This window comes from Thermodesulfovibrionales bacterium (assembly GCA_035686305.1).
Classification (GTDB): Bacteria; Nitrospirota; Thermodesulfovibrionia; order Thermodesulfovibrionales; family UBA9159; genus DASRZP01.
The window spans coordinates 13,565-33,085 of the sequence record DASRZP010000023.1 but is presented as its reverse complement, the minus strand read 5'-3'; the positions used below and the strand labels follow the sequence as shown (position 1 = coordinate 33,085).

The following is a 19,521-nucleotide window of genomic DNA, read 5'->3' as shown; positions in this document are numbered from 1 at the left end:
TTCTTTCTTACCGTGATCCTGCGGTCTCTCTGAATTTCTCCCTCAGGGCCTTCTCCACGACATCCGGTACGAGTCCCCTGATGGAGCCACCCAATGAGGCAGCCTCTTTTACGATCGTCGATGAAAGAAAGGAGTATTCCTCCGAAGGCATGAGGAAGACCGTCTCGATGTCCACGTCGAGCCTTCTGTTCATGAGCGCCATCTGGAGTTCATACTCAAAGTCAGATATAGCCCTCAATCCCCTGATGATCGCTATACAGCTCTTTGATCTTGCATATTCCACGAGGAGCCCTGAAAACGATTCTACTCTGACATTCTTCAGATCTCTGATGGACTCACGTATCAGATGGAGGCGCTCCTCAATGGAAAAGAGGGGCTCCTTCTTCGGATTGAGGGCTGCAGCGATTATGACTTCGTCAAAGATCCTCTGAGCCCTCAATACGAGGTCGAGGTGGCCATTCGTTATGGGATCGAAGGTGCCGGGGCAGATCGCTAGTCTCACGTCTTCACCTTCTGGTAAAGTGAGAGCGAAGTATCACCGTACCGGTAGACCTTCAAAAGATGAAGCCCGTTGATGATGTCCGGAAGGGATCGCTTGAAGAAATGCTCGACGAGGACTAAGCCTTTATCCTTAACGATGCCGCCTTCTCCGATAAGGGGAAGGATCTTCATGAGTTCTTCCGAAGAATAAGGCGGGTCAAGGAAGACGATATCATACCCCCCGTGGTCACGCGGAGTTTTTTCGACGAAGTCGTACGCCTTTGCCTTTGTAACTCTTGAACGCGCCTCAAAATGAAATTCTGAGATAAGCTCTCTGATGAGCTTCACCCGCAGGTCATTGGACTCGACAAAAACAACTCTCCCCGCTCCTCGGCTCAGCGCCTCGATGCCTACTGCTCCTGTTCCGGCATAGAGGTCGAGGAAGGAGGAACCGGTAAGGTTACTCTGCAAGATGTCGCCAATCGCCTCTCTCACCTTCGATGATGTTGGTCTCAGTTCATCATCGCCGGTTTTACGAGAAAAAGCCTTTCTCGCTCCGACCTTTCTTCCCTTTGCCGACCCACCGGAAATCCTCATGGCAGCGCCCTCTCCTCCTCTTGACAAGTCTCTTCTGAGAGCAGATAGTAATAGTATACTTTACCGTGCAAACAGCTGTCAGGCAGGCACGTATTGGAAGCCCGGTATATGCGATGAGATTCCTGTAATGAGGTACATGGAGGACTTTGCCGAGAATGCCCTCGCGCGTCGAGCAAACAGCGGCAGTCCGCAACCATCAACAGTATCGCAATACAAGGCTTCTCACCACGCCTGCCTTCCAGGACTCAATAGTTTACGCGATTGGAAATGAATAGTATGAAAAGGATACCCCAAATATGCCCGCGAAAGCAAATTTGAAGGTACTGTTTTTATGCACAGCCAACTCCTGCAGGAGCCAGATGGCCGAGGGGCTTGCCAGAGAACTCGGGAAAGGGCTTTTGGAACCTTACAGCGCCGGCCTCATCGCCGCAGGTGTGCATCCGAGGGCCGTTGCAGCAATGAAGGAGATCGGAATAGATATATCGGGGCAGAGTTCCAAAGGAGTCGATTATAATCTCCTCAACGCCGTGGATGTCGTCGTTACCCTCTGCACTCAGGCTGAAGAAGTCTGCCCTCCGTTGCCACCCCATATAAGGCGTCTGCATTGGCCCATAAAAGACCCTGTGGGTACGATGGGCCCAGAAGAAAGGATTATGAAGGAGTTCAGACGTGCAAGGGATGAGATAAAGAAAAGAGTGCTTCAGCTGTTGAAAGAGATCAGAGGAACGCTCACTTCTTAAGAAGCGTCGTCAAGGTGTGAACGAGTCCCTCACAGAGAAAGACGAGAGATTCCACATCGATAAACTGACCGGTAATGCCGTCGAAGAGGATGTTCAGGGATGAAGGGAATTCCTCATCTGCCGAACGATAGATTATGAGACACCTCACCCTGGGCAGCAGATCGATGCTCCATGCATGATCCGCCGGGTAGCCGGCAACGGGACGTGCCTTTAGACCTTCGAGGGCCGCAACCACCCCTTCAGAATTCCCGTCCATAAGTTCCCTTAACGGCTCTTCGCACTCTCTAATGAAGGAGGCCGCCTTGACAAACCCTCCCTTCAGTTCAGAAAAAGATATCCATTTGCCGGTAAAGTCGCCCTTTCCCATGTTTCTTATATAATTGAGGAGGAGTATCGTGATCCATTTATTTCCCCCGTCAGGCACGATTGTGCCGTCCTTCTCCATGGCATAATCAACGCCGATGCACCGGATGATAATTCTCTTATCCCTGATATTCCCTCCGATATCTTTCGCGATCTCCTCAAGGTCAAGACCGGATATCTCTCTTCTCAGGGAGCCAATGAGCTCGTCACGCCAGTCGCTCTGTACAAGCGTAGACTGCAACTTGCCGAGATTCGCTGGTTCGACGTACCTGCACTGGTCGATGGCCTCGGGGTTGGTCTTGAGAAAAAGGGCGAAGGACATGCAGGTCTTCGAGACACACTCCCCGCAGTTTTTCTTCGGCAGGAGCTTATAAATTTCGAGGGAGTTCATGACAATAAGAGTTGATTCTCCTTTGACCTCGACTCGCCGACGCTCGTTACGTATATCGCGGGCCGATCGATTACAGGACATTTTGCCTCACATATTCCACACCCGATGCAGAGTTCCAGATCTACCTTCGGCTGCTTCACTGCTATCTCTTGCCCTGCTCTGTCCTTTACGGTAGCGTTCTCAAGCCATATGGCCTTCTTCGGCGTCGGACATACCTCTTCACAGACAATGCACGGTCTTGCGTGGGCGTAAGGAAGGCATCGCCCCTTGTCGATCATGGCAAGGCCGATCTTTGTCCTGGCCTTCTCCTCCAGACTCAATCTCTTTATTGCGCCCGTGGGGCAGACCTGGCCGCAGAGAGTGCAGCGGTACTCACAATACCCCATCCTCGGTACGAGGAGAGGAGACCATATTCCCTCAAGGCCTGCCTCAAAAAGCGCGGGTTGTAATCCGTTCGTGATGCAGACCTTCATGCACTCGCCGCATTTTACGCATCTCTTGAGGAACTCCTTTTCACTGAGAGACCCTGGAGGCCTTACAAGCGTGGGATTGGAATAGGCTGTTTTCGAGAAGGGGTTCGACCGTATGAAAGGCACCGCCACAATTCCTGAAAGCATCGATGTGATCACCCTCCTTCTCCCGAGATCCATACCTGCCGTCTTCCGTCTCACAAACCCAAAACCAACTGCCTTCTGTGGACAGATGTCGTCACAGTTCCAGCAGTAAAGACATTCAGACATCCTCCACTTCTCCTTCCTGTCAGGCATTGCATTGCCTTGACAGACTGTGGCGCATACGCCGCATGAATTGCACCCCTCACTCACGGAACGCTTGAGAAGGGAGGACCGCGAGAGGATGCCGAGAAATGCTCCCAGCGGGCAGAGGTATCTGCACCAGAATCTCTTTTCGATGAGATTGAGACCGAGGATTGCAAGAAAAATAACGCCGATAAAGAGGTTCTGCTTATAGAAGGGCTGCTGGAAAGAAAGGACTGTTTTTTTTATAAGGGAATAGGCCGATTCAGAGACCCTCACTAGGCCCTTGACGTCTGAGTTATAGACCCCATCAAAAAAAGCCCTTGTGCCGTAATTAAACAAGGGATAAACGCTTATCGAAAAAGATCTGATGAGAAGTGAGAGGGGGTCCATGATGCCGACCAGCTGCATGGTAAGGAGGGAGGATGCAAGAAGAAAGATGAGGATAAGATACTTCAGCCTGTACCAGTCCCTGCCGAATGGTCGGGATCGCCTTGTTTTCAAAGAAGCGACAAGGTTGTTCAATGTTCCCAGGGGGCATACCCATCCGCAGAAGACCCTTCCGAGAAGGAGCGTGGCAGCTATCATAGTAACGGAAAGATAAAAGGCCTTTGCAACGGCATGAGCTGAGAGGATTGTCGTCGAGAAGATGAGGGGATCGAAATCAAGAAAGAACCTAACCGGATAACCCAGTTCGTCATTTCCCTTCGCCTCGGTCTGGACGAAAAGGAAGAGGAAAAAAAGCAGGAATGCTGCCTGCGTAACTCTCCTGAGGTTCTGCATGATCGCCCTAAAGGTTAATCTTCCTGATCTTCAGCTTCCCAAGGTCCATGGTGCCGAGACCGCGCTTGTCGGCAATTCTCACATATCCCAAATCGCTCCCCTTCATGCCGAAGAGCGTTGCCCCATACGAATCGATCGCCACCTGATCAACGCCGACAACTACGGTATCGAGCCTTTTTACGTCCGTAAGGTCTCCGCCCTGCGGACCATTTGCCGTGAGTATCCTCACCGCATCGAGGACCGTAAGCGTGGGCTTGATAACCAGGGTAAGGTCTGCAAGGCTCTCATCGAGCCTCTGGTGTATGGATCTCCGCAGTCCACCCATAACGCCCATCCAGTTCTTCATTGACATCGTAAGATTTGCAAGGCTGTGATGCTTTGCGATCGGGATATTGATGATTTTATCGGCTTCAAAAATGTCCGCATAGAGAGGCCAGGACTTGATCGCCTCACCTCCTATCTTCATCTCCCTGAATTTCCTGTCGTCTGTGTATTCGACCTCGGCCCCAAAAGCTTTGACGGCCTCAGGAATGCCGCTCTGAACATAGCTTCTCCTCGGGTCATTGACAGGTCTGTCGAAGAGCTTCACCTTCTTTGCTCCTGCCTCGTAACAGAGGGCCACAACCGTCGCCACAACCTCAGGGTTCGTATTCGCCGCCTGCTCGGGCAGCCTGTCCCAGGCCATGTTCGGCTTCACAACGACGATGTCCCCTCTCGAAACAAACCTCTTCATTCCTCCCACCGCATCAAGAGCGGCCCTCGTAATCCTTGCGGGAGATGTACCGTGAGCAACTACAAGGTCCGTATTCATGGCAGCCTCTGTGGTATCGTACAAGGTGTCGAGACCGAGGGGAAGGGAAAGACCGATACCGCTCGCTGCAGCCAGCTTCAAAAACTCCCGCCTGTTCACAGATGCTCCTTTCAGGTGCAGGTTCTTTTTGTTCGTTCCTTGTGTTAACGATATCTTCCCTATGATACACCCTGCAGTTCTCGTAAGACAATCGTAAGGGACCGTGCCCATTCGGTTACAAGCCTGCCTGTCGAAAGGCTAATGTTGCATATGATGAGTCTTTTCCGTCATTCCGGGCTTGACCCGGAATCCAGCGACGTTCTTCTATTCCGGGGAAAGTCACTGGATACCGACCTTCGCCGGTATGACTGCAAAGGCCCAAACAGGACTTCACATTTGGTGCATTCCTCCACTGATGCAAATCTGAAAGCAAATGGGCAATGTTCAAGGGTTCTTGAGTTTTCATACAAAAATCATATGCAACTATAGAGAAAAGGCTAACCATTAATCTTCCTCCGGCTTGATTTGAAGACCTCTCCCCCGACCCGTCTCTTTGTCGCGACCCTCTCAGAAGTGACGCCGCCAAAGCACTTCCCGAAGCGGAGAGTGACGGACCACGTCAGGCTGCCCATCGTCGAGAAAGGCGGTGTGTCCTTTGTTGACCCTGAGACGGTCTGCTTCATCGGCTGCGAGGGCAACTACTGCAGGATCTCTACCGATGAAAAGACATTCCACATCCGGGGCGTTCTTAAAGAGATTATCAAGAAGTACGCAGGAGCAAGTCTCCTTAGGGTCCACCGAAGTTATGCCCTGAATCCGGACCGCGTAGCTCTGCTGAGAAAGGAAGCGAATGGGACAGGGACAGCCTTCTTCGACAGCAAGAAGCTTGGCCCTGTTCCCGTTTCAAAGAGGGCTATGGGTCTCCTTAGGGAGCGTTGGAAGGGGAAGGGTTAGGACTTACTTATGAGAGCCAGAAACTTTGACAGGGAGATGACGGTAATGCGGCGGTTCCAAGAGGAGCTACCAAGGCGGAAACCCAAATGTTTGTGTCTACGACAGCCTTAACAGGCACGTCTTCTTCTGCGAACTTCTTTTACAGCTTCTTCGACATCCGCTTCGATTTTCTCTGTCGAAAATCCTGCGGTCTTGGCGCGTATGGCCTTGAGCGCTTTGTCAAACCTTATAAGCCAGTCCTTATCATCCCCTCACCCTTGGAGGGGATGTGCGGGTAGCAAGGGGATAACGTTCGAACAGAGTTTGGAGCTAAAGAAGTTCTTTGAATTCCTCGTCGGTCAGCCCGGCATCTTTGATGATAGCTTTGAGGGTATAGGGATTCAGTCTTTTATGGTCAGGAATCGTTATACGGTGAGTCCCGTCGGACATGCCGATGTGCTTGCCGCGAGTGACTGTTCTGAATCCAACCTTGCTGAATGCTCTTACTGCCCGCTCAGCAGAGACATCAGTGAAAATCACGCTATGCGGGTACCTCTACATGATACACAGTGGAGTCCTTTGTCTCCTCTTCAATCATGTGAAGGTACGTCGTGATGGCATCTTTGATATTCTCGATGGCTTCTTCAAGCGTTTCACCTTGGCTGTGGCATCCGGGCAACGCCGGACAGTGTACATCATATCCGTATTCGGTCTTGTTAACGACTACTGTGTATTTCATAGTAGAAATTTAGCACATCAAGAATCTCCCTGTCAAAACGCAGGAACAGGTTCTCAGCAAACTGGAGCAAGAGACAGGAATAAAGGATTATCTCCGGGTCTTCGTGTGAATTCATTCGTTTAATAGAAGGTAGGGAGACACCATTAAAGATGACCGATGCGGACAGGGACGAGAAGGGAACCCTCGTCAAGTCCGTTCGTCACCGAAAACCGCCCGTTCGTCACAAGAAAGTTGCGAGAAGAGTTGATATTGAGTAAGCTGATCTTAAATGGGGAGAAGTCACTGGTCGTATAGCCAGCGCTCTCAGACGCCGCCGGTGGAAGACCTTAAGCTCAGCGTCGTGAGATATCCTCAGGGGGAGTGAAAGACCTGACTAAGCACAACTTCTGAACATGATTGTTGTGAGCGAAGCCACAGCAAACTTCAGCTACACCGGTCTTTGCGAAGGGACAGTTTTGAACATCAAGGTCAAAAGAGAGAGATAGGAGATGAGAAGAAAAGCATTCATTAGGCCGACTTTCTGTTTTCCAACTGAGGAGGGGGCGGAAAGCAGCGGATCTTTTTAAAAAGATGGCCGAGCTGCCGAAGGGGTAACCTGAGGTATGCTCGGTTTTTTTGTTTCTCTTGATGTGAAGGGGGAGCCAAGCGTTGATCAAGAGTAGCCCGAAAACTGATGGAAAGATGGCGTTCAAAATTCATCGGGAATTCCTAACTTCTTGTTGTTTCACCATCATCAGCAACATGGGCACTTTGCGATGTCAGCGATGCACTGAGTGACACTTATAGCCAATATAGAACGATGCAAGGGGGATGAAGACATGAAAAGGGGAAAAGAGGAAATGGGAGGAAGTGTTCTTTACAGTAATCTATGCCCGGCGACATCAGCCAGAGCAAAAACCGCTATTCCAGGGAAGAAGGAAGCTCTCACAGGCCCCACCATGCGAGGGAGAAAGATCTGGCGCAGATTTCTGTCATTAAACACAGCTCGTAGGCTTACGTTTTCGTCACTTGTATCTTACTGTGGAGTGGCTTTATTCAAGGCGGTTTTCTTGCGCATGGCAGAAGCAATTCTCCTTGCTTTATTCATCAGTGGAATAATGAATGCGGATGTATCGGCCACGTCGATTCAGTATGTCAGCACCCTTGGGGAGAGTGGTATTTCCGGTTCTGACAACAGCCATTTTAATCTTCCGTCAGGAGTGGCGGTGGACAACTCCGGCAATCTCTATGTTGCGGATACGTATAACTGGCGCATCCAGAAATTCAATTCGGCTGGGGTCTATGTCAGCACCTTGGGTTTCTTTAATGATCCACTGGGAGTGGCGGTGGATAACTCCGGCAATCTCTATGTCGCCGATACAATTAACGATAGAATCGAGAAATTCAATTCCACAGGGGTTTATCTCAGCACGCTTGGTATTTCCGGTTCTGACGACAGCCATTTTAATCTTCCATCAGGAGTGGCGGTGGACAACTCGGGCAATCTCTATGTTGCCGACACGTGGAACCAGCGAATCCAGAAGTTTAACTCTGTGGGGGCCTATCTCGGCACCCTTGGGGTGACTGGTGCTGCCGGTTATGACAACTGCCATTTTTATTATCCGTCGGGAGTGGCGGTGGACAACTCCGGCAATCTCTATGTTGCCGATACGTTTAACCATCGCATCCAGAAGTTCGATGGGGCCTTCGGCATTTTGAAAACTGGGACGCCGCCAATCATTGACGGGGACTTATCAGAGTACCAGGATGCAAATACCATGGCGCTCTCTTTTCCCACAGGTGGGAATACCGCTACCGTCAGAGCCCTTTGGGATGATCAGGCGCTCTATCTCGCTTATGAGGTAACCGACACGCAATTAAATGCTTCGGTTACGACGAGAGACGGTGGTGTCTGGAATGACGACTCGGTAGAATGGTTCATAGACACCCTCGGTGACGGTGGAGGATCAGGCAATCCTAATGTGCCTTACATGCTTCCTGATGATTATCATGGCATCGTGAACATCTTGAATACCCAATATGATTCTCGGGGCACCGCTTCGGGGACGCCCACTTCATCATGGAACGGCACCTGGCAGTCAGCGGTCAAAGTATACGGGACGATCAACAACAATACGGACACTGATACAAAGTATACTGTTGAGATAAGAATCCCTTGGACTTCTATCGGACTTTCCAATGCGCCGGCAGCTGATTCAGCCCTACGAATGAGTTTTGCTGTCAATGATAAAAATGCCGACTCTTACACATCTGTTATGTGGCCGAACATTACTACAGGCGCTTTTGAGAATGCGTCTCTCTGGCAGACCGTTAAACTTTCAAGCGTTCTTGCGAGTGGAGGCATTACAGGGCGAGTGACTGATGCGAACGGCATAGGTATACAAGACGTGTATGTTGATATATACGATGGCGTCTCGACGTATTACGGTGCTTGGACAGATGCGAATGGCTATTACAGTGCAGTTCTTCCGAATGGAAGCTATATAGTCAGGTTTGATAAACTGGGATATTTAACAGAATGGTACAATGACAAGGCAGATCAAAGTAGTGCCGACTTGATCACTGTAACTGCGCCATATGCAACAACAGGGATAGATGCCGTATTAAGAAGGCTCGGCAGTATATCTGGAAGGGTCACAAATGCCGACGGCCTTGGCATCCCTGTTCAGATATCCGCTTATAACGGTACAGCATGGTATTCGACTAAAGCTGACGAGCAGGGCTATTACACAATCTTGGGGATACCGACGGGAAGCTATAAGGTCTTTTTTCAAGAAGGTCATGGATTCAATCCTTATACCCCCCCCCCACAATACAAATATAAGGGCCAATGGTACAACAACAAGACGAATTTCCCAGACGCCGACCTTGTGACAGTTACTGAGCCATATGATAAAGGAGGAATCAATGCTGTACTGGAATCCTTGACGAAGACATCGGCTGCAACCCTGTTTGTAGCGCCACAGGGTTCGTGTGGCGGGAACACGCCATGTTTTTCCTCGATTCAGACTGCACTTGACAGCATTGATTGGTCCGTCTCTGGGTCAAGAACAATTAAGGTTGCTCAAGGGATATACTATGAATATATACAGTTGGGCGGAATAGGTGCGACTCTTGAAGGCGGTTGGGATTCTACATTTACATCAAGGTCTCAAGACCCCTCTCTAACTATTATCGATGGCCTTAAAGACACAGTCTTTGATATTTTCGACGTCACCGTTAGTGTCAGTGGTTTTACAATCCGAAATGGAAGTATCGGAATACTTTGTAACAATGCTGGCCTTTCACTAACTAATAGTATTATTACCGGCCATACCAATTACGGTATAGTCATCTCTTCATTTTTTGAGCCTGCGATAGGACCCAAAACCGCGCTTGGAACCCTCACTAACAGCGTCATATATGGAAACGGTGTAGGGATATATGTCACATCGTACAGGGGAGGCGACTCTTATACGGGCGTGACTTTGGTGAACAACACAATTGTTAAGAACTCCTCCAATGGGGTTGAAACATTGGGTTGGTTTGATGAACACGGTCATTACGGTCTGCGAGAGGGGCTCGAAATGACCGCCGTTAATAGCATAATATGGGGCAATAGCGCGCATAACTTATTCATAAATGATGTTTGCCAACCGTGGTCAACTTGTCCGCCAAGTATAACCATCTCATACTCCGACATAGGAGATATCACAGGAGCAACCTATACTGACTCAGGAGGCAATATCAGTGCAGATCCACTCTTTGTAAACGCTGCTGCAGGCGACTTCCGATTGACCGCGGGCTCACCCTGCATCGATACTGGGACAAATGATGGTGCTCCCACATCTGATATTATGGGATACCCCAGACCATCGGATGGAAACGGTGATGGTATGGCCATAACAGATATGGGTGCCTACGAGTACCCTACAATTCTTCCGTTCACTATAACCACTGCTCCTTCCGGAATCCTGATCACTGTGGATGGCACTACCTATACAGCCCCTAAGACCTTCTACTGGCCAGAAGGCTCTAACCACGCGCTCAGTGTAACCTCTCCCAAAGATGGTGGGCCAGGAACACAATATGCATTTTCTTCATGGAGTGACAATGGTCCACAAACGCATACGATTATAACGCCAGCATCGGCGATGACGTACACTGCCAATTTTACGACTCAATATGAACTTACCACCTCAGTAAGCCCGTCGGGGGCTGGTAGTATTAGCCCCAGCAGCGGCTTTTATGATTCAAGTGCGGCGCTTAGCCTGAGCGCTGCGTCCAACACCGGCTATGTCTTCAGTTCTTGGAGCGGAGACTGTTCCGGTACAAGCAATTCAACAATGGTAACTATGACCGCTCCCAAGACATGCACCGCCACCTTTACCCTCAGGACCTCTACGTATAGCATCTGGAGTAACACAGTGACACCGACCTACACATCGGTCAATGACCTCAATGCCGTGGAAGTGGGGGTGAAATTCCGGTCTGATACGAACGGCTATATCACAGGAATACGCTTTTACAAGGGAGCGGGGAACACCGGCACCCATATCGGCAATCTCTGGACGAGCACGGGAACACTCCTTGGGAGCGTGACCTTCACCAATGAGACAACCTCAGGCTGGCAGCAGGCTACCTTGACGAACCCTGTTGCGATCACGGCGAACATGACGTATGTTGCATCCTATCATACGAATACCGGGCATTATGCCTGGGACGGTACGTCATTCGCCACTTCCAGCGTTTACAATCCACCCCTTCGGGCCTTGCAGGACGGGACGGATGGCTACAACGGTGTCTATAAATACAGTTCAAGCAGCAGTTTCCCGAATCAGCCGACGGCCGGTAAAGGTGGAGCCAACTACTGGGTGGATGTCGTGTTTACGCCTTAGGTGAAAAATGTGAAGAGCTTCGAGTCTGACAGTGGCAGAGAAATGATGGATCACGGACTCCTCGTGAAGCGATTACAGAACTTACCAGCAAGAAGGGTTGAAAATCTTCTCGATAGTACTGTTACAGTGCGTGTTTGTGGTTTCTTTGGTATTGGTGCTTCTACCATAGTCAGCAGCCCAGGCGTCGAGAGAGCCCAGTTTGAAGCCGACGACCAAGGGGACTATGTATCCTGTCGCTTTACACGCCTGTTTAAGAAATTCACGCCTCGATGTGCAAGAAGCACAAACCGGATCATTCATGTCGCCCTCCATGGCCAATGTTGTTCAATGAATCCTCACCTTCTCCTTCAATCCAAAGTCGCCAACCATCACCCCATACACACCATATCATTTACAATTGCCTCTTGTCAAGACTTTTCTTTATTCACTATGGATTAGCCTGCCAGGCTTAACCCATCGCTTTCATCTCTTGTCTCAAGCAGGTAGGAAGCCGGCTTTTTTAACTGTTTCGTATGTGCGATTACACGAAGATTCCACCCCTGACGTGGATGTGCGATCTCCATATGGTCAAAAATGTGACGCTCAATCCGCGAGTTTGAAGGGAGAGGGCATGAAGGTGATGACGAAGATGATCAGTGTGAGAACGCCGATCAGCCTCCTCCTGTGGTCCAGGGGGACCTCCCAGTAAATCACCGGAGGGTGTTTCAATCCGAGGACGAGCATAATAGCCCCCCAGATAAGCCATCCCTCCCAGAAAAAGAATCCGACGAGGAGAAGGGTCACAACGAGCGTTACTGACAGAAGCCTCTGCCTTTCGCCAAGAAAGGCATACGCTATATGCCCTCCGTCGAGCTGACCTATAGGAATGAGATTGAGTGAGGTAACGAAGAGACCGATCCAGCCAGCAAAGGCGACAGGATGGAGGAGTATCTCATGGGTCTCCGGAGGAACGCCGAGCACAGCACGCGAAATGAGAGAAAAGAGCAGAGAGTCTCCGAGACCGAGAACAGCCTCTTTCGTTTCTGTGAGAGGGACCACCGTAGAGTAGTTCAGTCCGATGATTGCGGCAATGACGGAGAGGACAAAGCCGGCAATCGGGCCTGAAGCGCCTATGTCTATCAACGCCTTTCTTGTAACGATCGGAGACTTCATCTTGATAAAAGCGCCGAAGGTTCCTATGAATGAAGGGGCAGGAATAAAATAGGGCAGCGTGGCCTTCGTATGGTGTCTCCTCGAGGCGAAGTAGTGGGAGAGTTCATGACTGAGGAGAATGGTCATGAGGGTCAGAGAAAAAGGGAGTCCCTCGAATACCCGCAAGGGTTCTTTCAGGATATCGATCCCCTTCTGAAGAAGTGCACCTGCCACCATCGTCGAGATGAAGGTCAGAATGAAAAGGAGCATGTGAAGGTAGGGAAATTTTTTCATCTCTGGTCCGTGATTTCAGATTGACGGTTTCCCTCTTCGTATTTCATGGGACCATCAAGCAAAACCCCCTTCAGGTCATAATCAAAGGCATTCACAATTTCTACAGCCCTGAAATCGCCAGGTTTCAGACGGTACGTCTTGGATTGTGAAGGGTCATCCGGCCCGCCATCTCCAAGAAAGACGACGCCGTCTATTTCAGGGGCCTGGGAAGAGAGTCTTCCGATGGTTATCCCTCCCTCAACATCATCGACGAGGGCCCTGAACCTCTTCCCCACAAGGGCCTTATTCTTCTCGAGTGATATAACGGACTGGATACGCATAATCTCGTCGCGCCTTCTCTCTCTGATCTTCTTCGGGACATTGCCCTTCATCCCGTATGCCGCTGACCCTTCTTCTCTCGAGTACGTGAAGACCCCGAGCCTCTCGAACCTAACCTCTTCGACAAAATCCTTCAGGCCATCAAAATCCTCTTCAGTCTCTCCGGGGAAGCCAACGATCAGAGTTGTTCTGAGAGTAATATCAGGGATCGATTCCCTTATCTTCTCGATTTCGGCCTTATGCCATTTCCTCGTTCCGCCTCTTCCCATGGCCCTTAGAATCCTGTCTTCCGAGTGTTGTAGAGGAATGTCGAGGTACTTGCAGATCTTCGGCTCATAAGCGACGACAGACAAGAGCTCATCACTGATGGCCGTTGGATAAAGATAGAGGAGGCGAATCCAGAAATCTCCGCTTATAGACGAGATATCTTTCAAAAGAGACGGCAGCGTGTACCCTCCGAACTCCCTTCCGTAATTTCCTATGTCCTGTGCAACGAGAACAAGCTCCCTGACGCCTGAGAGGATAAAACTCTCAGCCCTTCTCAGGATATCATCGGGTCTCATGCTCCTGAAGGGGCCCCTTATGGACGGTATGACGCAGAAGGTACAGCCCCGATTGCAGCCGTCAGCTATCTTGAGATAGGCAAAGGAAGATACGCCAGAAGATGAGGCAGCAGGACGGGACATGGCCTTCGCGCAGCCGGACTCGAACCCTTCATCTCTCCCCTTTATGTTTCTGCAATACTCGAGGATCTTCCCTTCCTCACCCACGCCCCACAGGCCATCAATTTCAGGGATCTCTGTCAAAAGGTCGTCCCTGTATCTTTGGGCAAGACAGCCAAAGACGAGGAGTTGTTTCCCTTTTTCCTTGAGTGCCTTCAGCTTAAGGATCTCCTCAATTGACTCCCTCTTCGCATCCTCGATAAAGCCGCAGGTATTCACGAAGACAAGATCAGCATCCTCAGGTTCCGGGGTATGAATGAAACCCTCTTCCCTGAGATGTTTGAGAAGGTCCTCAGAATCTACGCGGTTTTTTGGACATCCCAGGCTGACGATCGATATCTTATCCATCTGTCCTCTTTGCTATCCTGAAGATAATGATATATCCCAAAACCGAAGAGATCGCCCCTATGAGAAGAGTCCCTGTAACAAAAGGCTTAAGGAGGGGGCGAAGATCTCCCAACAAGAGGCTGAAGGTCATATGGCTCCAGTCAACATCGGGGAGTATTCTGTTCATGCCGAGACACTTTGCCCCGACCCATGTGCTGAAAGTATATATGGGGACGATCGTCCAGGGGTTCGTTACGTAGACACCCACGATAGTCGCAATCCTGTTCAGCCTGAAGATCCAAGCGATCAGAATCCCCATAACGGTGTGAACCCCGAGGAGGGGGGACATGCCGATGAAAACGCCGAGGGCGAAGGCCAGGGCCAACCTGTGTGGGGTGTCCTTGATGCTGAAGAGTAACTTGAGCCTGTCACCTAATGCCAATGTTCGTATCCCTCCGGAGTCAACGGTTTCTCAGTACCATCGATGTCGATAACAATTCGCTCCGACTCGGTGATCTCTCCAATGCAGCAGGCATTTATCTTCTTCTCAGGACGTGCCGTGAAGAGGAGCTCATAGTCTTCTCCCCCTGACGAAGCGAGGCCGTAAGGCTCCAGACCCAAAGCTGAAGCAGCCTTCCTCATCTCGGGCGAAAGCGGAATCTCCTTCAGACAGACCAAGGCCCCGACCCTGCTCTCATCACAGAGCCTCGAAAGATCTATGAACAGCCCATCGCTGACGTCTATCATTGCCGTAGCATGTCTCGAGAAGGGGCCGGGATTTCTGGCTTCCGGCAAGAGATGTCTTGCCAGGAGAGGTTTCATCGTCCTCCATTTCATCGGCCTGTCTATCCTAGCGCCCGACTCTACAGGGACAGGCCTCTTTATGCTTTTCAGGAGGTGAAGACCGCATGCCGAGTCACCGAGGTTGCCGGAAACATATATCCGGTCACCCGGTCGGGCGCCGGAACGCAGAATGGGTCTCTTCGAGTATCCAAGAAGCGTCCCTGCTGTCACGATGCCTCTCCTGGATGCGGAAAGGTCGCCGCCCACAAGTTTCACTCCATACCGTGCCATAGCATCCCCGACACCGTCAAGAAAGTCTTCGAGAAATCTCTTGTCCATATCGCTACCCATAGCTACGTCGAGGAGGAGAAACCTCGGCCTGCCTCCCGTCGCGTAAATGTCGCTGACATTGACAGATACGATCTTGAAGCCCAGCTGATAGGGAGTGATGAGCCGGCGGTCGAAATGGACCCCTTCGACCATCATATCGGTAGTCAGGAGAAGGTTCCCATAGGAAGGACGCAAAACAGCACAGTCATCGCCGATACCGGCGATAATACCCCGTGATGGCGCCCCGAATTTCTCCCGTATCCCTCTAAGAAGGGACACTTCCCCTATTTCAGCGATCTTCATTGTCACATGACGTACAGCAACGAGGCCAGGGGGAAGCGAGGGAATCCCTTCATTGCCAACTGCCTGCCACGGACTATCGATCTTTCCCCTTTCTGTTCACCTTCAGGGAAACCTTCAGGACGTCCTCCATGGTATCAGCAAAGATAAATTCCATATCTTTCTTTATGTATTTCGGGATGTCTTCAAGGTCCTTCCTGTTCCTCGAAGGTATGACAACTCTCTTGATCCCCATCCTCTTTGCAGCCAGTGTCTTCTCCTTGAGTCCGCCGATAGGCAGAACCCTCCCTCGGAGTGTCACCTCACCGGTCATGGCGATGTGTTTGCTCACGGGTTTTCCCGTGAAGGCCGAGGCAATGGCTGTTGCCATGGTTATCCCGGCAGAAGGTCCGTCCTTCGGAATCGCGCCGGCAGGCACATGGATGTGTATATCTGTTTTTGAAAAGACATCATCGCTGATACCGAGGCTTTTGGCGCGGGAACGCACATAACTGAGTGCTGCCTGCGCAGACTCCTTCATCACATCTCCCAACTGTCCAGTCAGCGTCAGACTGCCTTTGCCCTTCATTGTTGTCGCCTCGATGTAGATAATGTCACCCCCCGTTTCTGTCCAGGCAAGGCCTGTGGACACGCCCACCTCATCCTTTTCCATCTCTTCTTCAGGAAGATATTTCGGTACCCCCAAAAACCTGTGAAGGTTCTTCGTCGTCACCACAAACTTCTTGGACTGTCCTTCTGCTATCCTCTTTGCAACCTTTCTGCATAGGTTTGCTATCTCCCGCTCGAGGTTCCGAACGCCCGCTTCCCTTGTATACTGCGAGATCACCTGAAGGATCGCCTTGTCGCTGAGCTTCAGGATCTTCCTGGTGATCCCGTGTTCCTCCAACTGTTTTGGCACAAGATAATTCTCGGCGATACCGAGTTTCTCCTCGGCAGTATATCCCGACAGATAGATGATCTCCATCCTGTCACGGAGCGGCCCCGGTATGGTGTCAACGAGATTGCCTGTCGTGATAAACATCACGTTTGACAGGTCGAACGGCACGGCAAGGTAATGATCAACAAAGGAAAAGTTCTGCTCGGGATCGAGGACTTCAAGGAGGGCCGATGAAGGGTCTCCCCTAAAATCCATGCCGATCTTGTCTATTTCATCGAGCATAAAGACGGGGTTATTCGTGCCGGCCTGTTTCATGCCCTGTATAATCCTTCCCGGCAGCGCTCCAACGTAGGTCCTCCTGTGACCCCTTATCTCTGCCTCGTCCCTTACACCTCCCAGGGACATCCTCACGAACTCCCTGCCGAGGGAGCGCGCTATGGACTTGCCGAGCGACGTCTTTCCAACTCCGGGAGGACCGATGAAGCAGAGAATCGGCCCTTTCATCTTCTCCTTCAGCTTTCTGACGCTAAGATATTCGAGGATCCTCTCCTTCACCTTTTCGAGGTCGTAGTGGTCCTTGTTCAGGACCTTCTCAGCAGCCTTTATGTTGAGGTTGTCCTTTGTCGTCTTCGACCAGGGAATCTCGACGATCCACTCAAGATAGGTCCTCACCGTCGCGGCCTCGGCACTGTCAGGGTGCATTTTTTCGAGACGCCTCAGCTGCTTCTCAGCCTCCTTCATGACTTTCTCAGGTATCTTGGCTTCTTCGATCTTCTTCTTGAACTCCCGTATCTCTTCCGCCCTTTCGTCTATCTCGCCCAACTCCTTCTGTATCGCCTTCAGCTGCTCCCTGAGGAAGTATTCCCTCTGGGTCTTGTCGATCTCTCCTCTCGCCTCTGTCTGGATCTTTTGCTGGACCATGAGCAATTCAATCTCTCTGTTGAGGATCTCGCTCACGCGTTTCAGCCTCTGAATTGGATCGGTGATCTCCAGGACTTCCTGGGCCTGCTCGGTCTTCAATCCGAGGTTCGACGCAACAAGATCTGCCAGCCTTCCGGGATCTTCCAGGTTCTCGACGACGACCATAATATCAGGCAGGATTGTCTTGCCAAGGGACACGGCCTTGTCGAGCTGTTCTTTTACGGTCCGTATAATCGCCTCAACCTCGATGGTCATCTCTTCCACCTTCTGGTCCGTCATCCTCTCGATTGTAACCGTGCTAAAGGGCTCTGTCTGCGTAAACTCCAGCACCCTGGCCTTGCTGAGACCCTGAACGAGTATCTTCACCCTTCCGTCAGGAAGCTTGAGCATCCTCATAATGATACCGACAGTCCCTGTGGTATAGAGTTCTTCCGGTGTGGGGTTCTCGACATTCAGGTCCCTCTGCGTGAGAAGCATGACCATCCTGTTTGTACTCAGTGCATGGTCAATGGCCTTGATAGACATCTCCCGGCCCACAAACAACGGCAGGATCATGTAAGGGAAGACCACAATATCTCGTACCGGGAGCACCGGCAAGGTATCAGGAATCTCGACTTCTTGCTCATCTTTCTGTTCTAGTTCAGCCATGTCCCTCACTCTCGTTTCCGTGGTCAACGACCAAGAAACCCTCCTTGGTTAGGTTCTATTCGTATCTTGATGACCTTGTTCCTAATCTTGGGAAACCGTAAGATCACAACTCCTTCGCTGTAAGACGCCTTTCCCGCCACGGTGTTCACCGGTGTCGGGATCTTGAGCATCCTCCTGAAACTCGAAAACTTTCTTTCCATGCACAGGTAATTTGTCCTCATTCCTTCGCGCCGCTCTCTTTTGACACCCTCGATGATGACAAAATCGTCGAGAACCTTGATGAGAACATCTTCAGGGTTGATTCCCGGTAATTCTATTTCGAAGACGAGATTGTCATCTGCCTCATAGACGTCTACAAACGGCTGGTAACGGGCCGTTTCATTCTCAAAATAGACGACACTTCTCAGTGACATATTCGCAACACCTTCTTGATCACGCCGGAAACATCACAGAACTACCGGTCATAAGGCCCTGCCTCTCACAGCCCTTTCCCTGACCTTCCCTGATGATAGCCCTTCAGCCACTTCTTTGATGTAAGCCGTGAAAGGACCGGAGACTTCAGGGTTCTTTAAGGCAAAATCGACGGTGGCCTTTAAGAAACCGACCTTATCTCCGGCGTCATATCTCCTGCCCTTGATCGGGTAGCCGAAGATGGACCGTTTCTTGAGGAGCTCTTTTAAGGCATCAGTGAGCTGAATCTCCCCGCCGGCGCCGGCCCTCTGTCTCTCGAGGATCCTGAAGATGTCGGGGGTGAGGATATACCGCCCTATGATAGCGAGATTGGAAGGAGCCTCTTCTTTTTTCGGTTTTTCGACAAGACTTGAAATCCTGTAAACATCGCCTTCCGGAACGCCGTCAATGATGCCGTAGCGCGAGACATCGGAATCGGGCACCTCCTCCAGCGCGATGACAGGACAGTCTACTTCCTCATAGACCCTGATCATGTCCTTCAGGAGGTGGTAATCAGGTTCGATGACATCATCGCTCAGGATCACGGCAAAGGGTTCGTCGCGGACAAAGGGTTTTGCACAGAGTATCGCATGGCCAAGGCCGAGGGCAACGCCCTGACGGATATAGGCGAGATTAATATGGCTCAGCTTTTTGACCTCATCGAGGAGTTTCTTCTTCCCGTCGACCTTGAGCTTCTCTTCAAGTTCGTAGGCAGAGTCAAAGTGGTCCTCTATGGCGCGCTTGTGCTTACCGGTTATAACGATGATTTCCTCGATACCGCAGTATATCGCCTCCTCCACGGCGTACTGGATCATGGGCTTGTCCACAATGGGCAGCATCTCCTTCGGCGAAGCCTTTGTAGCCGGTAAAAACCTTGTGCCCAGTCCGGCAGCTGGAAATATCGCCTTTTTCACTCGGTATTCCATGGTCTTTCTCTTGCCCTTTCTTTCATTACTGACACCCCTGATCCTG

Annotated in this window: 17 protein-coding genes; 3 read left to right on the top strand and 14 right to left on the bottom strand. The window is 50.8% G+C overall.

What is annotated here, in order from left to right; all coding sequences use genetic code 11:
* Nucleotides 1-7: 7 nt before the first annotated feature.
* A complete protein-coding gene (gene coaD / locus VFG09_02460) occupies nt 8-502 on the bottom strand; it encodes a pantetheine-phosphate adenylyltransferase (GenBank protein HET6513995.1) in 495 nt (164 codons plus the stop codon).
* Nucleotides 499-1,077: a 16S rRNA (guanine(966)-N(2))-methyltransferase RsmD gene (rsmD, locus tag VFG09_02455; GenBank protein ID HET6513994.1), complete on the bottom strand. Its 579-nt coding sequence runs from the start codon at nt 1,075-1,077 to the stop codon at nt 499-501. The genes coaD and rsmD overlap by 4 nt, the downstream gene beginning before the upstream one ends.
* 296 nt (nt 1,078-1,373) lie before the next feature.
* Here rsmD and VFG09_02450 point away from each other — a divergent pair, with 296 nt between their 5' ends.
* Complete coding sequence (locus VFG09_02450; GenBank protein ID HET6513993.1) at nt 1,374-1,817, top strand: arsenate reductase ArsC; 444 nt, start codon at nt 1,374-1,376, stop codon at nt 1,815-1,817.
* Here the strand turns inward: VFG09_02450 and VFG09_02445 are convergent.
* Genes VFG09_02445 through VFG09_02435 form a run of 3 tightly spaced genes read right to left on the bottom strand, consistent with a single transcriptional unit; the run spans nt 1,807 to nt 5,019 of the window.
* Entirely contained in the window at nt 1,807-2,571 is a 765-nt protein-coding gene (locus VFG09_02445) for a DUF3786 domain-containing protein (GenBank protein ID HET6513992.1), read from the bottom strand. The two genes, VFG09_02450 and VFG09_02445, sit on opposite strands and share 11 nt — an antisense overlap.
* A complete protein-coding gene (locus VFG09_02440; GenBank protein HET6513991.1) occupies nt 2,568-4,109 on the bottom strand; it encodes a 4Fe-4S binding protein in 1,542 nt (513 codons plus the stop codon). The genes VFG09_02445 and VFG09_02440 overlap by 4 nt, the downstream gene beginning before the upstream one ends.
* A gap of 7 nt (nt 4,110-4,116) precedes the next feature.
* Nucleotides 4,117-5,019 (bottom strand): DUF362 domain-containing protein, encoded by a 903-nt coding sequence (locus VFG09_02435; GenBank protein HET6513990.1) that lies wholly within the window; start codon nt 5,017-5,019, stop codon nt 4,117-4,119.
* A gap of 405 nt (nt 5,020-5,424) precedes the next feature.
* Here VFG09_02435 and VFG09_02430 point away from each other — a divergent pair, with 405 nt between their 5' ends.
* The gene (locus VFG09_02430) at nt 5,425-5,853 is read left to right on the top strand and encodes a LytTR family DNA-binding domain-containing protein (GenBank protein ID HET6513989.1); all 429 of its coding nucleotides are present in this window, start codon (nt 5,425-5,427) and stop codon (nt 5,851-5,853) included.
* Nucleotides 5,854-6,162: 309 nt separating this feature from the next.
* On the opposite strand, the gene VFG09_02425 is transcribed toward VFG09_02430, so the two are convergent.
* Together VFG09_02425 and VFG09_02420 are read right to left on the bottom strand one after the other, a co-directional pair.
* A complete protein-coding gene (locus VFG09_02425) occupies nt 6,163-6,372 on the bottom strand; it encodes a type II toxin-antitoxin system HicA family toxin (protein ID HET6513988.1) in 210 nt (69 codons plus the stop codon).
* A 1-nt stretch (nt 6,373) separates the two neighbouring features.
* On the bottom strand, nt 6,374-6,571 hold the full coding sequence (locus VFG09_02420; protein ID HET6513987.1) for a type II toxin-antitoxin system HicB family antitoxin: 198 nt from the start codon (nt 6,569-6,571) through the stop codon (nt 6,374-6,376).
* Between the two features lie 818 nt (nt 6,572-7,389).
* On the opposite strand from VFG09_02420, the gene VFG09_02415 reads away from it, so the two are divergent.
* Complete coding sequence (locus VFG09_02415) at nt 7,390-11,448, top strand: DUF4082 domain-containing protein (GenBank protein ID HET6513986.1); 4,059 nt, start codon at nt 7,390-7,392, stop codon at nt 11,446-11,448.
* Nucleotides 11,449-12,030: 582 nt separating this feature from the next.
* Here the strand turns inward: VFG09_02415 and VFG09_02410 are convergent.
* The 7 genes from VFG09_02410 to galU all read right to left on the bottom strand — a co-directional run bounded on the left by VFG09_02410 (nt 12,031) and on the right by galU (nt 19,475).
* On the bottom strand, nt 12,031-12,873 hold the full coding sequence (locus VFG09_02410) for a site-2 protease family protein (protein ID HET6513985.1): 843 nt from the start codon (nt 12,871-12,873) through the stop codon (nt 12,031-12,033).
* Nucleotides 12,870-14,261: a 30S ribosomal protein S12 methylthiotransferase RimO gene (gene rimO / locus VFG09_02405; GenBank protein HET6513984.1), complete on the bottom strand. Its 1,392-nt coding sequence runs from the start codon at nt 14,259-14,261 to the stop codon at nt 12,870-12,872. Before rimO ends, VFG09_02410 begins: the two co-directional genes overlap by 4 nt.
* Nucleotides 14,254-14,682 (bottom strand): DUF2062 domain-containing protein, encoded by a 429-nt coding sequence (locus tag VFG09_02400; GenBank protein HET6513983.1) that lies wholly within the window; start codon nt 14,680-14,682, stop codon nt 14,254-14,256. Before VFG09_02400 ends, rimO begins: the two co-directional genes overlap by 8 nt.
* Nucleotides 14,673-15,656 (bottom strand): thiamine-phosphate kinase, encoded by a 984-nt coding sequence (gene thiL / locus VFG09_02395; GenBank protein ID HET6513982.1) that lies wholly within the window; start codon nt 15,654-15,656, stop codon nt 14,673-14,675. Before thiL ends, VFG09_02400 begins: the two co-directional genes overlap by 10 nt.
* A 73-nt stretch (nt 15,657-15,729) precedes the next feature.
* Complete coding sequence (lon, locus tag VFG09_02390; GenBank protein ID HET6513981.1) at nt 15,730-18,099, bottom strand: endopeptidase La; 2,370 nt, start codon at nt 18,097-18,099, stop codon at nt 15,730-15,732.
* A gap of 23 nt (nt 18,100-18,122) precedes the next feature.
* Nucleotides 18,123-18,512, bottom strand: a complete 390-nt coding sequence (locus tag VFG09_02385; GenBank protein HET6513980.1) for an Hsp20/alpha crystallin family protein — start codon at nt 18,510-18,512, stop codon at nt 18,123-18,125.
* A 48-nt stretch (nt 18,513-18,560) separates the two neighbouring features.
* On the bottom strand, nt 18,561-19,475 hold the full coding sequence (gene galU / locus VFG09_02380) for a UTP--glucose-1-phosphate uridylyltransferase GalU (GenBank protein HET6513979.1): 915 nt from the start codon (nt 19,473-19,475) through the stop codon (nt 18,561-18,563).
* Nucleotides 19,476-19,521: the final 46 nt, after the last annotated feature.